The organism is Shewanella sp. QJM3NY_23, from assembly GCF_056173105.1.
The window spans coordinates 3,022,140-3,036,356 of record NZ_CM149657.1; the positions used below are offsets into that span (position 1 = coordinate 3,022,140).

Genomic DNA, 14,217 nt, shown 5'->3' on the forward strand with positions numbered 1-14,217 from the left:
TCTGCCCGCCGAAATCTCAAAATCACCTTAAGGGCCGGTCTCCGGACTGAGGATAGGTATAAACCCAAACTGCGGTTGATACGACAAGACTGAGTTTTTTTAACGCTTAGTTATAGCAAGCGCACCCAGCTTTCACCTTTCACCGTTGCGGGGGCAGTGCCAGATTTTCACAGGCTTCCCGATTATCCCATTGCGACTGACGCAACTGGGCACCACAAAAGATTGACTCGAATTTGGTTACCTATAACGGCAATGCACAACTGTTATTCCATACAAAGTGGCATCGCCGTCAAGACCGCGGGCATTATAGACGTCTAAACGGATAAAAGTCTAACAAAGCATGTTAAGTCAGTGTCATACAAATCACCGCTCACATCTGCATACGACAGTAAGTCGTTTCGCCAACGATGTTAGTAATGATAATTTTTAACACAAATAAATCACCATACTGACAATAATCACTGTTAACCCTTTATCCTCCCTTGCTACAGACCCTATAATAAACAACCAGTAAGCGATTATTTACCCACCAGTCATTGTCGTCATCTAACCGGGCGTTATCGACTACTCAAATGGAATCAACCTGTGCTAACAAAACTGCGCGCGATGCAAAGCTCCACCCAGATGATAGTGGCCATGTTTATAGGCTTTGGCGTGGGCTTGTTTTTTGGCGAGTCCGTCGGCTGGCTCAGTAATATTGGCACCAGCGTCATTCTGTTAATGCAGATGACGGTGCTGCCCTTTATTTTGGTTTCTCTCATTGGCGGTATCGGCAAACTTAAGCGCACCACCGCCAGTTTAATTTTTAGCCGTGCCGGCGTCATCATGTTACTGCTGTGGCTTATGGGCTTAGTGCTGGTGGCCCTCATGCCGCTGTCATTTCCTTTTGTTGAAACGGCCTCTTTTTTCAGCACCAGCATTGTCGAGCCCACGACTCCTATCGATTACTTTAAGCTGTATATTCCGGCCAACCCGTTTGAGTCGATGGCGGCGGGCTATGTGCCTGCTATGGTGGTATTCAGTATCGCCATGGGGCTGGCGCTCATTGGCATGGAGGGCGAAAACAAACAGCTTATCATCACCTTTATGCATACCTGTAGCGAGATATTCTCTAAGATCACTCAGGCGCTGGTACGGGTCTTGCCGATAGGCATTTTTGCCATGTCGGCCTCGGCGGCGGGCACTATGGGAGTCGATGAATTTGCCAGTATGCAGGTGTATCTCATCAGTTATTTTGTGCTTTGTTTACTGCTCACTTTCTGGCTGTTGCCGTGGATCATCGCCTCACTCACCCCAGTGACCTATACCCAAGCACTGCGCATCGCAAAATCGAGCGTGGTCACCGCATTCGCGACCGGCAATATTTTTATCGTGATCCCTGTGATTGTCGACGAATGTAAGCAGATCATGCGCGAACATGAAAGTCTCAGCGATGACGCCGAAACCCTAATTGAAATTTTGGTGCCCATCGCCTTTACCTTTCCCAATATCGGTAAACTGACAGTCATTTTGTTTGTGCTGTTTGCCGGCTGGTTTAACGGCACTCCGGTGGACATTAGCGAACTTCCGTCACTGTCGATTAGCGGTCTGCTCTCTTTGTTTGGTAGCGTCTATGTCGCTATTCCTTTTATGTTGGACTTACTGCATCTGCCGCAAGATCTGTTTCAACTGTTTGTGATGTCAGGCTTTATTACCGGAAAATTTAACTCTATAGCCGCCGTTATGTACCTATTTGCCTTAACACTACTCACGGTATCCCTGTTTGAGCGGCGTTTAAGACTGCGCCCACCACAACTGCTGAAATTAAGTATTGGCGTCGTCGTAGGAGTCGCCTTGACCTTAGGGGTGAGCCGAGTGGGTATGGGCATGTTGATCCACAGCCCTGATGTCACCAGCGGCGTAATTGCCAATATGCAGGTGGCCGATAAAGTGCCGACTATCGTTAAAAAACAGTTTCCTGTCCTAGGCAAAACGCCAAGCGCCCCAATCGCCAATGTGCAAACCATCCGCCAACGCGGAGTATTAAAGGTGGGTTACATCCCCAGCAATGTGCCTTTTAGCTACTATAATAATGCCGCCCAATTAGTGGGATTTGACAGCGCAATGGCCAGTAAACTCGCCGAAGACTTAGGGGTAAAAGTGGAGTTTATTCCTTTTCATAAAGATCACTTGGCCGAGTCACTCAAGGCGGGCTTTTTCGATATTGCCATGTCAGGCTTAGCCATGGATATCAACCAAATGGATCAGCTGAGCTATGTTGACCCTGTGCTCAAATTAAATTTAGCTATCGCCACCAAAGACCATAAGGTCAACAGTTTTAAACGCAAACAATCGATTTTAACGCTGCAAAATACCACCATCGCCTATGTAGAGCACAGTGACATTATCGAAGAAGCCAAGGCCAACTACCCCAACCTCACCTTTGTTAAAATTGACGGTTATAAAACCTTTTTTAGGCAGAAGTCCGATAAATATGATGCGGTAGTGATCAGCGCCGAAGCCGGTTCAGCTTGAACCTTATTCTTCCCCGGTTACGGCATTGCCTTGCTCGAAAGTAAGGTGCAATATCCGGTGGCTTATGCGGTCGCCCAAGACAATCAATCGCTACTCAATTACGTCAATAACTGGCAGAAGCTACGCAAAGTCGATGGCCACCAGCAGCGGCTGTATAACTATTGGATGCTAGGCCAAGGCGCCATAGAAGATAAACCGCGCTGGTCTATCATTCGTGATGTCTTACATTGGGTCGAGTAATGAACGGCCTTATTGGCGCGCTAATGCTTCGCCTAGAGGTTCAAAATAGTTAAGCAATTGCTGAAAAATCTGCTCGCGGTGCACCAGATCAGGATAGCCTCCGCTGTTCGCGAGATCTGAATTTAAGGTTTCATCGACTAAGTAGGGGTTGTCGACCTCTGGATGGCTCTCAATACAGGCTTCAAAGGCCCGTGCCATCAACTCGGTTGGCTTAGCAAAATAGTAGCGCTGATACTGTTTATCTAAGGCAACGGCACGGGTCACAAAGTCGTGGCTGTCTTGGCCATCGGGACTTAATAAACAGGTTTGAAATACATGGGCTAAGCGCTGATTTAGCGGGTGGTTAATCGGCTCGACATCGGCTAACCAACAACTACTGGCAAAGGCGATACCAGCGGTGCGCACCTGATAGGCTTTCGGCGCAATATAATGGTCAAAGGCATGCCAAAACTCATGGGCAAGCGCCCCCGCGCCAGCATTTTTTGCCAGCGCTAACTCTCGGTGAGCTGGCATATAATGGGCTTGAACGCCCATTTGACCACCAGTGCCAAAGGCTAAGTTAAGGCTTTGGCGCAGCCCCATTGCGCAAGGCGGCAGCTTGAGCATAAAGGCCAGATCGGCAAAGGCATCAAAGATCAAATTGGCCGCCTTATGCTTTTCGTCGGTCTCAACCCAACTGCCAAGGCGAATATGATTAAGGCCAAAGACCTCTTTAATGTCATTAAAGCTGACCTGCTCACCACCGCGGTAATCGGGCCCTCGCCTTCGATAGGCTTTACGGCTTAACACTGAATATCCTTCACATAAAAATTAAATTGTAACAGCGATAGCGCCCAGTAAAAAGCCGCCCTAGTGGCGGCTTGGTATTAATGGCATGACAGGTTATAACAAGCCATTAATTTGCCAATTTCAACTCGACTCTGTCATCGACTAGGTTCATGTTGAAATCAAACTCATCGACACGGATCGCGCGCTCACGCTTGAGGTTATAATCTTGCAGCTGCTTATGTTCACCCGGGGTGATAACACCGGCATCAAGCGCGGCATCTAAGGTTAAGGCAAACTTCACGCCGCTTTTAAAGGTGCGTTGTTTCAAGCCCTTTTTCACCTTAGCCAGTAGCGGCAAACAAGCAATCTTGGCTAAATAAGCCTGCTCGTTAATGTAGTTACCATCGCCCGCTACAGGTTTAACTAGATGGGTTAATTGACGCTTAAAGCCAGTATTTAACTGCGCCTGATGAGCCAACTCGCGCACGAGATCATCGTTGATTTTCCTCATCTTAGGTGAGTATGTCACTGTGATGAGTTTCATCAATTGACGCGTCGGCGCCGATGGGAAGTTATCGAGGAAATCCAGCAAGGCTTTTTCTGCATTGCACAAGGCCCAGCGGGTCGCGTAATGGAAATACGGCGCGGCCTCAGCGCGGCTCGCGGCAGACACCTTCTGCTCGTAATAACGGATAGCAGCCATTGCCGCATACAGGTAGCTCATGACATCGCCCAAACGGGCAGACAACATCTCAGCCTGCTTGAGCTTGCCACCCAATACCAGTAACGAGAAATCGGCATACACCGCCAGCTTAGAGGCAAGCTTATGAACCGACTTTTCATATTCAATCACCTCACCCAAACCGGATGTCGCATTAGCTGTAAAAGGCAGCAAACCAAGGCGGAAGGCGCGCAAGCTATTGTTAACGCTATAACCCACCGTTTGCCTAAAGATACGATTAAATGTCTTATCGGCATCGGCGGCATCGCTATGAATCGACTCCACCATGCTTTGCAAATGGGGATGACAGCGCATCACACCTTGACCAAAAATCATCAAGTTACGAGTAAGAATATTGGCACCTTCAACCGTAATCGCGATAGGCTGCGCCACATAACCTGACGCTAAGGTATTTTGTGGGCCACGCTGAATCGCTTTACCCGCCTGAATATCCATCGCCGAGTTCAATACATCACGGCCGATCTCGGTCATATGGTATTTGGCTATAGCGGTAACAACCGATGGTTTTAGCCCAAGGCCTAGGCCTTCGGTGGTCAATACACGCATCGCCTCTTGCAGATAGGTTTTACCCGCGATATCGGCCAGCTTCTCTTGAATCCCCTCAAACTGACCAATGGATAGACCAAACTGCTCACGCACCGCGGCGTATTCAGCCGACGACTTAAATGCCGCCTGACTGACTGACACCCCAAGTGCGGGTAATGAAATACCACGCCCAGCGCCCAAACACGCCACTAGCATCTGCCAACCACGGCCGATATTTTGTTGGCCACCGATGATAAATTCCATCGGAATAAATACGTTCTCGCCGCGAGTCGTGCCGTTATAAAAACGGCATCCCATAGGATCATGACGATTACCCAGCTGCACGCCCGGATGCGACTTAGGAATAAGCGCACAAGTGATCCCGAGCATCTCTTTACCGCCGAGTAACCCTTGGGGATCATGCACCTTAAACGCCAAGCCTAATACCGAGGCGATAGGGGCCAGCGTGATGTAGCGTTTATCCCAAGTAACCGACAAGCCTAAGACTTGCTCGCCTTGGTACTCGCCCATAGTGACAGTACCGACGTCCGGGATCCCGCCCGCATCCGATCCCGCTTCAGGGCTCGTTAAGGCAAAACAGGGGATCTCTTGACCATTAGCAAGGCGTGGCAACCAGTAATCGCGCTGCGCATCGGTGCCGTAATGCATTAATAATTCGCCAGGGCCTAATGAGTTAGGCACCATCACGGTAACCGCAACCGCAGAGCTTTTAGCGGCAATGGTGGCCACAATGGTCGAATTAGCATAAGGACTAAATTCCAGCCCGCCATAGGCCTTAGGAATGATTAGAGAGAAAAACTTATTCTCTTTTAAAAAGTTAAGAATATTATCTGGCAGGTGAGTGCTATTTTGCAGCGCGAAATCATCGACCATTTCGATCAACTGCTGCACAGGGCCATCGAGAAACGCTTGCTCATCGGCAGACAGGCTGACCGCAGGTACAGCGCGCAGGGCGTCGAAATCTGGCACACCTTGGTAGATAGACCCTTCTAGCCACACATCCCCCGCATCGAGCGCCTCTTGTTCTGTAGTAGAAATACTCGGCAGTACTTTTTTAAATTTTGTTCTTATACTCATCTTCAGACTCATCCGACCATTTAATTTGTGTGCATTACGTCACAAAATTCGAAGGAGATCAAACATTCTGAGAACAAAAAAAGCCTTTATTTAACAGTTACAAGCGACGACGACGATTAAATATATGCCTTTTCAAAAAGTTACAGCTGTACGCTTAAATAAAAAAATTTAAACAGTCGTTTTATATTGTCGTTTGAAAACACCATTTATTGACCTAGCACATAGAAATTTTACCAATAAAAACAGTCGAACATAGACTGTTTCATTTATGAAAAAATGCCGTTTTATATTTACTAAATTAGCACTACTTATTGTAAGGATATACGCTTAAATTATCGGCACGAACAATTCCTGCAAGATGGGAAAGATTCATTGCTTGTGTAACGGCAACTCGAGCATCTCCTTGCCAGTACATAGGTTCCCATGCAGTCACTGAATAAGAGAGCGCTTCATGAAGATAGCACTGTTTATACCCTGTCTGGTTAATCAAATGATGCCCCACGTTGGTATCGCCACCGTTGAACTATTGGAAAAACTAGGTCATCAGGTGATCTTACCTAAAGGGCAAACCTGCTGCGGCCAACCAATGACTAACTCGGGTTGCTTTGACGAGGCTAAAAAAACCACCCTCAAACTGCTTAACGCCTTTAAAGGCGTCGAGTGCGATGCCATCGTCTGCCCCGCCGCTTCCTGCTTAGTGGCCGCAAAAGAAAATTTCCACGAATTTGACAGCAGCCCAGAAGCCCAAGCGGTGATCAACAAACTGTATGAATTGACTGAGTTTCTTCACGATGTAGCGCCTATCGGTGCCTTTAACAAGCCGTTTAACCACAAGATCAGCCTACAACTGAGCTGCCACGGCATACGTATGCTCGACTTAGCGACCCCCAGTGAGCAAATGGGGCCACGCATGAACAAAGTGGAAGCGGTACTTAAGGACATCCCTAATATTGAAATCGTCTACCCAGGCCGTCACGACGAATGCTGCGGCTTTGGTGGTACGTTTGCCGTCGATGAAGGCGCGGTATCAGCCAAGATGGGCAAAGATAAGGCGCAAGCACACGCTGAAACGGGGGCTAAATACGCAGTAGGATTCGATCCCTCATGCTTGTTACATCTAGATGGCATGATCAGGCGCCAACAGCTGCCAATCGAAACCTTACATATCGCCCAAGTTATTAACGCCGCGCTTTAGGAGTACATTATGTCTACGAGTCATACTACCGCCTCGCATGCGAAAAAAGCCGAAATATTTTGCCAAGATGAACCTCGCGTCGATTGGCACTCTAAAGCGTTATGGACACTGAGAGAAAAGCGCGATCGCGCCGCCGGTAGCCTACCCGAATGGGAACAACTGCGTCAGTTAGGGTCTGAGCTTAAGTTGCACACCCTTACCCATTTAGGCCAATACCTAGAAGAGTTTGAAAAAAACTGCCAAGCCAATGGCATTCAGGTGCACTGGGCTAAAGATGGTGTGGAACACAATCAGATAGTGCATAAGATTTTGGCCGAAAAGCAGGTCAAAAAACTAGTCAAATCAAAGTCGATGCTCACCGAAGAGTGTCACTTAAACCCCTACCTTGAAAGCCATGGCATTGAGGTGATCGACACCGACTTAGGCGAGCGCATTATTCAGCTTGCCAAACAACCACCGTCACACATTGTGGTACCTGCTATCCACCTTAAGAAAGAGGAAGTGGGCGATCTATTTCATGACAAACTCGGCACCGATGCTGGCGCATCAGACCCGCTCTATTTAACCCGTGCGGCTCGCGCTCACCTGCGTGAACAATTCCTGTCGGCCGATGCGGCCATGACAGGGGTGAACATGGCCATTGCCGATAAAGGCGCTGTGGTGGTGTGCACTAACGAAGGTAACGCCGATATGGGCGCTAACCTGCCGAAGTTGCAGCTGCACTCTATGGGTATCGATAAGGTGGTTCCCGATCTCGACAGCGCCGCCGTGCTACTACGCACCTTAGCACGCAATGCAACCGGGCAACCGGTCACCACCTACAGCTCATTCTACCGTGGGCCACAGACTGACGGTGAGATGCACGTGATCATCGTCGACAACGGTCGCACCAAGATGCTGCAGGATAAAATTTTAGCCGAAGCACTAAAATGTATCCGTTGTGGTGGCTGCTTAAATACCTGTCCAGTGTATCGTCGCTCGGGTGGCTTTAGCTATAACTACACCATTCCCGGCCCTATTGGTATTGCCGTCGGCTCACAACATGACGCCACCAACTCTATGCCTTGGGCGTGTACCTTGTGTGGCAGCTGTACGTATGTGTGCCCCACTAAAGTGCCACTGGATAAGATTATTCACCACCATCGTCGCCTCAAAGCGCAAGCGAAGCAACTGCCTTACGGCAAGAGCAGCTACATGCCACTGGTAGGTAACTTTATGGCCAGCGAAACCATGCTCAACTGTTCGATGAGCGTTGCTCGCACCGCACTGCGGATCTTACCTGGCGCCCTATTAAAGCCTTTCTCAGGGGCATGGGGTAAATACCGCGAATTACCGGTCGCGCCAAACTCCAGTTTCGAAGCCTGGTTTAACAAAAATAGAGGTCAGTAATATGTCAAGCAAACAATCTATCCTGCAGGCGCTCAAAACCGTTGCCGTTGAGCCACAAGCGATGCCGAATATCGATGTGAGCCCCCGTATTGACGACGTTATTGGCCAGTTTGAAACCAATCTTGCCACTGTAGCGGGCACACTACACCGCCGCGAAGGGCTCGAAGGCTTACAGGCTAAAGTGGATGAGCTGATAGCTCAAGGCTTACAGGTGATCTCTACGGTTGAGGGGATCAAAGGCAATCGCGCCGTCCCTGATACTGCCCACGAACTTAAAGATATCGATTATGCGGTGATCCCGGGCGATCTGGCCGTCGCCGAAAATGGCGCCATTTGGGTTAATAACCAAAACCTAGGCCATCGCGTGACCCCCTTTATCTGCGAAAACCTGTTTTTGGTGGTCGAAGCCGATAAAGTGGTTGCCAATATGCACCAAGCCATCAAAAAGATTGGGTTAGATACGGGTGAGTTTGGCGTGTTTATCGCGGGTTCATCGAAAACCGCCGATATTGAACAAGCCTTAGTGGTGGGTGCACATGGGGCATGCAGTTTGAATGTCTATCTAGTTTAAGACCGCGGCGCGATGCGCCTCTGGGCTTGAATTAACAATTATCGGGTCAGCAATTGACCTTCGAGCCAGCTGCCATCGACGCCTTGTCGGTGGCAGTTTTTTATTTACTCGCACTTTAATCAACTATCTATTTAATCAACTATCTATTTAATCAACTAGCCGTTTAATCAAACAGCTTGCTGGCCTTATCTTGCATAAATTCAATAAACAGTTTGACCTTTAATGGTTGCTGACTACGTTGATGATACAGCAGGGAAATACGCCGCTGCTCGCCACGCCAGTCGGGCAACACCCGCTGCAACGCTCCGCTAGCTAATTCGGGTTTCACAAATAGCGATGGACCATACAAGATGCCGCCATCATCCACAGCAGCCTTAACCGCCCCATGCAGATCGCCAAGGGTCAACTTAGCCGGGCCTTCATAGTAAAAATCCTCTCCCTCGATATGTTTAAGTGACCAGTTAAACAGCGGCCACACTTTTATCAAGCGATGCACAGGCAATTGCACCGGATGAGTGATTCTAGGGGCTTGGTTCAAATAACCGCTTGAGGCAAACAAACCATAATCGAGCACCCCAAGCGATTTCGATACCCAAGAAGAGTCCGGCTGCGCGCCGCCAACGATGGCGACATCGACCCCTTCATCAATCAAATCTATGCTGCCGTTATCTTGGGTTATGTGCAGTTGAATATCGGGATAGGCTTTGGAAAACGCGTTAATCGTCTCGATAAAGATCATCGACACAATAGACACAGGCGCGGCGATACGTAAGGTGCCCTCGGGTTTATCTAGGCGCGCTTCGGCGCAGCTATCAAACTGGGCCACCACGTTTTGGTAGCGAGCAAATAGCGCGCTACCCTCTTCGGTCAAACGTAATTTACGCGTACTGCGCATAATGAGCTGAGTATCGAGCAGGGCCTCTAGCTTGGTCAGTTTACGACTGACGGTCGACACTGGCATGCCTAATTCTTTAGCCACTTGAGAAAAACCGCCTGCATTGACTAAATGCACAAACAGATGAATAAGTTGCAGCTCTGTACCAACACAACGCGCCATCGAGGCCAACCTTACGCTATAACATCATAATGTGGCGCGCATTATAGCAAATTCACTCGCGCCACACAGCATTGCAACGTGTCTGTGACGAATGCACCTGCGGTCATATTCACTACGGGTAATATTAAGGCGATGAATATCGCGGCGGTCATTGCTATAATTGCGCCACAAAACCGCAGCCAATTTGACTTTAAAGCCACAGTGGCTGGCGTTATCCTTTTGAATACAGATGAGTTTACATCATGGCAAGAACCGCAGCAGCGTTACACATTTTGGTCAAACACAAAGAGCAAGCCGAAGCGATCATGCAGCAACTGGCTAAAGGCGCTAAGTTTGATCTGCTGGCAAAGAAACACTCCACGTGTCCATCGGGCAAAAAAGGCGGCAGCTTGGGCGAATTTAAAAAAGGCCAAATGGTACCGCCGTTTGATAAGGTCTGTTTTAGTGGAGAGCTAATCACGCCCCACCTGGTGAAGACCAAATTCGGCTGGCATGTGGTCAAAGTGCTTTACCGCACTTAATCTCTAACAGCCCAAGTTCAGTGGGCTGCAAGCTTAATCTGCCAGTAGCTACGCGGTATTTGGATTACTAGCCAACCATTAAAAATCAAATGTTTACACACAGCGACTGACTCAATCGCCAGCTAAGCGCGCCGATGGATAACCTCAGTCGGCGCGGCGCCTCATCTTGTCATGCTCACCTCGAAGCGATTTATCTTACTGGATAAATCGCAGACGGCCCCATTTAGCGTAGCGGCTGCACTATCGCAGTACTATCGCCAGTACTAACCAAGCACTAACGCCTGTATTAGTGCCTGCACTATCCAACATTACCGGCCTAACATTTCCTGCCTATATTAACGGCGCGATACGCCTCTAAGCCAAGGTGGCTGCACCTTACACGCTCAACTTAATTGGCATAAAAACGAGCAATACTGTATGGTATTTCAACTGATTAGCTTAACCACCTTGCTCAGCAACGGCAGTAGCACAAGCATTAACACTGGCAGCAGTACAAACATTAGCCAGCGGCATACTTTCATCACAGCCATGCCCAACACGACAACTCACGTGCATGCCATAAATAGGTCGCCATCGCAGTCAACACGAAAACAGTAACCATTACGCTATCGGTTACCCCCTCAACTAGACTCACATAATGGCGACGACACTAAGCTCAGTAGCAAAGTGATTTTACCGACCTCGCAATGAAAACTGGATTTTAGCGCGACATTTACCCCACAGGAATAGGTCTCTATGACGCAAAAATTTCATCATCTGATCAACTCTCTCGATCAGGCTATGACGCAAAATGATAATGAGACAATACAGACCCTTTTAGCCAGCGCATCGGCCGCCGAAGTGGCCCGCGTGATTGAATCCTTGCCGCAGAAAGAACGTCTTATCTTGTGGCCCATGGTCCCCACTGCACTCTACGGCAAAATATTATTAGAGCTACACCCAGAGCTACGCCGTCCGTTGATTTCACAAACCGATGAAGATGAGCTTATCGCTAGCCTCAGCGCCATGCAGATGGATGAATTAGCCGATATCGACAGCGACTTACCCATCACAGTGATCTCGGCCATGGTGCAAGCCATGGACTCACAACGCCGCGAACGTTATGAGCAAGTCAAACACTATCCCGACGAAACCGCTGGCGGCTTAATGGATGTAGACATCACTGCCGTGCGCGCCGATGTCTCGATAAAAGCCGCCCTGCGATACCTGCGCCGCCTAAGGCAACGTGAAGGCACCTTACCCGATCACCTTGACAGTTTAATGGTGGTTGACCGTAACAACATATTGCTCGGTATCGTGCCGTTAAGTCAGCTAGTCTCTAACGAACTTGACCTTAGCGTGCGACAAGTGATGCTCACCGAAGTCACCAGCTTTACCCCATTTACCTCTGACACTGTTGTAGCGCAGGTGTTTAAAGATAAAGACCTTATTTCTGCCCCCGTGGTTGATGAGCAACATAAGCTTATCGGCCGTATTACCGTCGATGACGTCATTGATGTTATCCAAGAGGAGGCCGATAAAGAGGTCTTTTCACGCGCAGGCTTAAACAACCATCCCGATATGTTCGCTCCAGTGCTTCAAAGCTCGGCGCGACGTGCTATCTGGTTAGGCATCAACTTGTTAACCGCCTTTTTAGCCGCTTGGGTCATCGGCCTATTTGAAGCGTCAATTGAAAAAATTGTCGCCCTCGCCGTGTTGATGCCCGTGGTCGCAAGCATGGGAGGAGTTGCTGGCAGTCAAACCCTCACCATGGTGACTCGCGGCTTGGCGCTCAATCAGGTTAACAGCAAAAATATGCTTAAACTGATTGGCCATGAGTTTAGTATCGGCCTATTAAACGGCATGCTGTGGGCTGCTATTGTCGCCATCATCGCCTTTCAATGGTTTGGCGATTGGCAGTTGGGCTTAGTCTTTGGTTCGGCGATGATTATCGTCTTGCTGGCTGGCGTCTTGGCGGGCACTACCATTCCGCCACTGCTTCGCAAAATGGGGGTTGACCCCGCACTCGCCGGCGGCGTGGTGTTAACCACAGTCACCGATGTTGTTGGCTTTTTTGCCTTCCTCGGATTAGCGACGATCGTGATATTGTAGGTGATGTCACCTCACCTTGGGATGAAGGTTTGGCATTTTTTTACTTTGTTTGGGTAGTGATTGGCGGAGTCTTTTTTGGAACGGGTGTTTGAAGGTGAAGCTTCATGGCTATCTATCACCTGCGGTGAGCTTATGTGCAAACACTTCTGCGACACGGTGAGTGAAGCGTAGCTTCGCGCTAACGAACGAGAGGCATGGACGCCGAACTGGCTTTTAGACATGGACGTTGTTCAAGCACATCCATGTGGGCCCTACGCCAGCATCCCTGCTGGCAAAGGCCGCAGCCGCGTTTACACTTGGGTTCTAACGTTTCTTCGATTAAGCTGCATTTGGGGTGAGTGGCGAGTAGAAAGCTAACTCAGTTTTGCCCCAAAGTGTGCTGGCCTTGGAATGACTGCATGGCATTTTTTTAAAGTTTGCTTAAGCAGCGTTATGCTGAATTTTCATTTATTGAAAGTGTTTGAAGGGCGAACCTTCACTGTTATTAATCGCCTGTCCGGCGGGGAATGTGCAAGCGCTCTTTTGGCTCGCCGCAAGCACGTCCGTGTGGGCTCTGCGAAATCATCCATGATTTCGAAGGCCAAAACCGCGCTTACACCTCTACCTAACGCCTCTTCGATTGGACTTCATTTGATACGACTAGTGAGTTAAAGGCTAACGTACTTTTGCCCCAAAGTGTGCTGGCCTTGGAATGACGGCATGGCATTTTTGGGATTAACTTTTGTAGCATTTGGCCGCATCTTATTTGTTAAGTGTGTTTGAAGGTTTCACCTTCATGGTTGTTAATTGCCTGCCGCAGGTGCAGTGCATGGATGCGCAAATGTCGTGATCACATGGATGTGACGGAGCGACCTAATGTGTAATCGCTCTTTTGGCTCGGTGAGTGAAGCATAGCTTCGTGCTTATGAACGAGAGACAGGGATTGTCGAACTGGCTTTTAGATAGGGATATCGTTGTGCCCGTCCATGGACGCTCCACGGCGGTATCTGACCTCCATGGATGGAGGGAATGCCAAAAAATGTAAGGAACATTTTTGGCCATGCCGCCAAGGGCTAAAACCGCGCTTACACTAGGCCATTTTCTCTCTTCGATTTGGCTTCATTTGGGACTCATAATGCGTTAAAGCACACTTAGTTCAGCCCCGAAGTGTGCTGGTCTTGGAATGAAGGCTTGGCATTTTTTTAAGTTTACTTGAGCAGCGTTATGCTGAATTTTCATTTATTGATGTGCTATGAAAACGCACCTTAATGGCAATTAATAGCCTGCCGCAGGCTTTATGTGCAAGCGCTCTTTTGGCTCGCTGTGAATATATCCCTATACGCTCCACGGCGGCATCCCTGCCGCCAAGGGCCAAAACCGCGCTTACACCTATCTCTAACGCCTCTTCGATTTGGCTTTATTTGGTGTGGATTCAGAGTTAAAAGCTAAGAAGCTTTTGCCCCTTTATCATTTAGAACAATTACTCATTCGAACTTTGTGTTTCTGTGTTTACCTTATATTTACTAA

Annotated in this window: 10 protein-coding genes and 1 riboswitch; of the genes, 7 read left to right on the plus strand and 3 right to left on the minus strand. The window is 48.8% G+C overall.

The window, feature by feature from the left end:
- Nucleotides 1–15: 15 nt before the first annotated feature.
- A riboswitch (cobalamin riboswitch) is annotated at nt 16–232 on the minus strand.
- A gap of 353 nt (nt 233–585) precedes the next feature.
- Together AC0VXX_RS13415 and AC0VXX_RS13420 are read left to right on the plus strand one after the other, a co-directional pair.
- On the plus strand, nt 586–2,514 hold the full coding sequence (locus AC0VXX_RS13415) for a cation:dicarboxylate symporter family transporter (protein WP_475514635.1): 1,929 nt from the start codon (nt 586–588) through the stop codon (nt 2,512–2,514).
- A gap of 30 nt (nt 2,515–2,544) precedes the next feature.
- Nucleotides 2,545–2,754, plus strand: a complete 210-nt coding sequence (locus AC0VXX_RS13420) for a hypothetical protein (RefSeq protein WP_475514636.1) — start codon at nt 2,545–2,547, stop codon at nt 2,752–2,754.
- A 9-nt stretch (nt 2,755–2,763) separates the two neighbouring features.
- On the opposite strand, the gene AC0VXX_RS13425 is transcribed toward AC0VXX_RS13420, so the two are convergent.
- Together AC0VXX_RS13425 and AC0VXX_RS13430 are read right to left on the minus strand one after the other, a co-directional pair.
- Nucleotides 2,764–3,543, minus strand: a complete 780-nt coding sequence (locus tag AC0VXX_RS13425; RefSeq protein ID WP_475514637.1) for a CLCA_X family protein — start codon at nt 3,541–3,543, stop codon at nt 2,764–2,766.
- A gap of 106 nt (nt 3,544–3,649) precedes the next feature.
- Complete coding sequence (locus AC0VXX_RS13430) at nt 3,650–5,887, minus strand: acyl-CoA dehydrogenase (protein ID WP_475514638.1); 2,238 nt, start codon at nt 5,885–5,887, stop codon at nt 3,650–3,652.
- Nucleotides 5,888–6,338: 451 nt separating this feature from the next.
- On the opposite strand from AC0VXX_RS13430, the gene AC0VXX_RS13435 reads away from it, so the two are divergent.
- Genes AC0VXX_RS13435 through AC0VXX_RS13445 form a run of 3 tightly spaced genes read left to right on the plus strand, consistent with a single transcriptional unit; the run spans nt 6,339 to nt 9,042 of the window.
- A complete protein-coding gene (locus AC0VXX_RS13435; protein WP_475514639.1) occupies nt 6,339–7,082 on the plus strand; it encodes a (Fe-S)-binding protein in 744 nt (247 codons plus the stop codon).
- Between the two features lie 9 nt (nt 7,083–7,091).
- The gene (locus tag AC0VXX_RS13440; protein WP_475514640.1) at nt 7,092–8,471 is read left to right on the plus strand and encodes a lactate utilization protein B; all 1,380 of its coding nucleotides are present in this window, start codon (nt 7,092–7,094) and stop codon (nt 8,469–8,471) included.
- 1 nt (nt 8,472) lies between these two features.
- On the plus strand, nt 8,473–9,042 hold the full coding sequence (locus tag AC0VXX_RS13445; RefSeq protein ID WP_475514641.1) for a LutC/YkgG family protein: 570 nt from the start codon (nt 8,473–8,475) through the stop codon (nt 9,040–9,042).
- A 163-nt stretch (nt 9,043–9,205) separates the two neighbouring features.
- On the opposite strand, the gene AC0VXX_RS13450 is transcribed toward AC0VXX_RS13445, so the two are convergent.
- Nucleotides 9,206–10,099, minus strand: coding sequence for a LysR substrate-binding domain-containing protein (locus AC0VXX_RS13450; protein ID WP_475514642.1), 894 nt, complete (start codon nt 10,097–10,099; stop codon nt 9,206–9,208).
- A gap of 242 nt (nt 10,100–10,341) precedes the next feature.
- Between AC0VXX_RS13450 and AC0VXX_RS13455 the strand changes: the two genes are divergently transcribed.
- Nucleotides 10,342–10,620, plus strand: a complete 279-nt coding sequence (locus AC0VXX_RS13455; protein WP_110457467.1) for a peptidylprolyl isomerase — start codon at nt 10,342–10,344, stop codon at nt 10,618–10,620.
- A gap of 735 nt (nt 10,621–11,355) precedes the next feature.
- Nucleotides 11,356–12,711, plus strand: coding sequence for a magnesium transporter (gene mgtE / locus AC0VXX_RS13460; RefSeq protein WP_475514643.1), 1,356 nt, complete (start codon nt 11,356–11,358; stop codon nt 12,709–12,711).
- Nucleotides 12,712–14,217 lie beyond the last annotated feature (1,506 nt).

Bases quoted from the DNA above. Each gene is read 5' to 3' on its own strand.
- AC0VXX_RS13450 (WP_475514642.1), bottom strand. From the start codon at position 10,099: ATGGCGCGTTGTGTTGGTACAGAGCTGCAACTTATTCATCTGTTTGTG.
- AC0VXX_RS13445 (WP_475514641.1), top strand. From the start codon at position 8,473: ATGTCAAGCAAACAATCTATCCTGCAGGCGCTCAAAACCGTTGCCGTT.
- AC0VXX_RS13440 (WP_475514640.1), top strand. From the start codon at position 7,092: ATGTCTACGAGTCATACTACCGCCTCGCATGCGAAAAAAGCCGAAATA.
- AC0VXX_RS13430 (WP_475514638.1), bottom strand. From the start codon at position 5,887: ATGAGTATAAGAACAAAATTTAAAAAAGTACTGCCGAGTATTTCTACT.
- AC0VXX_RS13435 (WP_475514639.1), top strand. From the start codon at position 6,339: ATGAAGATAGCACTGTTTATACCCTGTCTGGTTAATCAAATGATGCCC.
- AC0VXX_RS13455 (WP_110457467.1), top strand. From the start codon at position 10,342: ATGGCAAGAACCGCAGCAGCGTTACACATTTTGGTCAAACACAAAGAG.
- mgtE (WP_475514643.1), top strand. From the start codon at position 11,356: ATGACGCAAAAATTTCATCATCTGATCAACTCTCTCGATCAGGCTATG.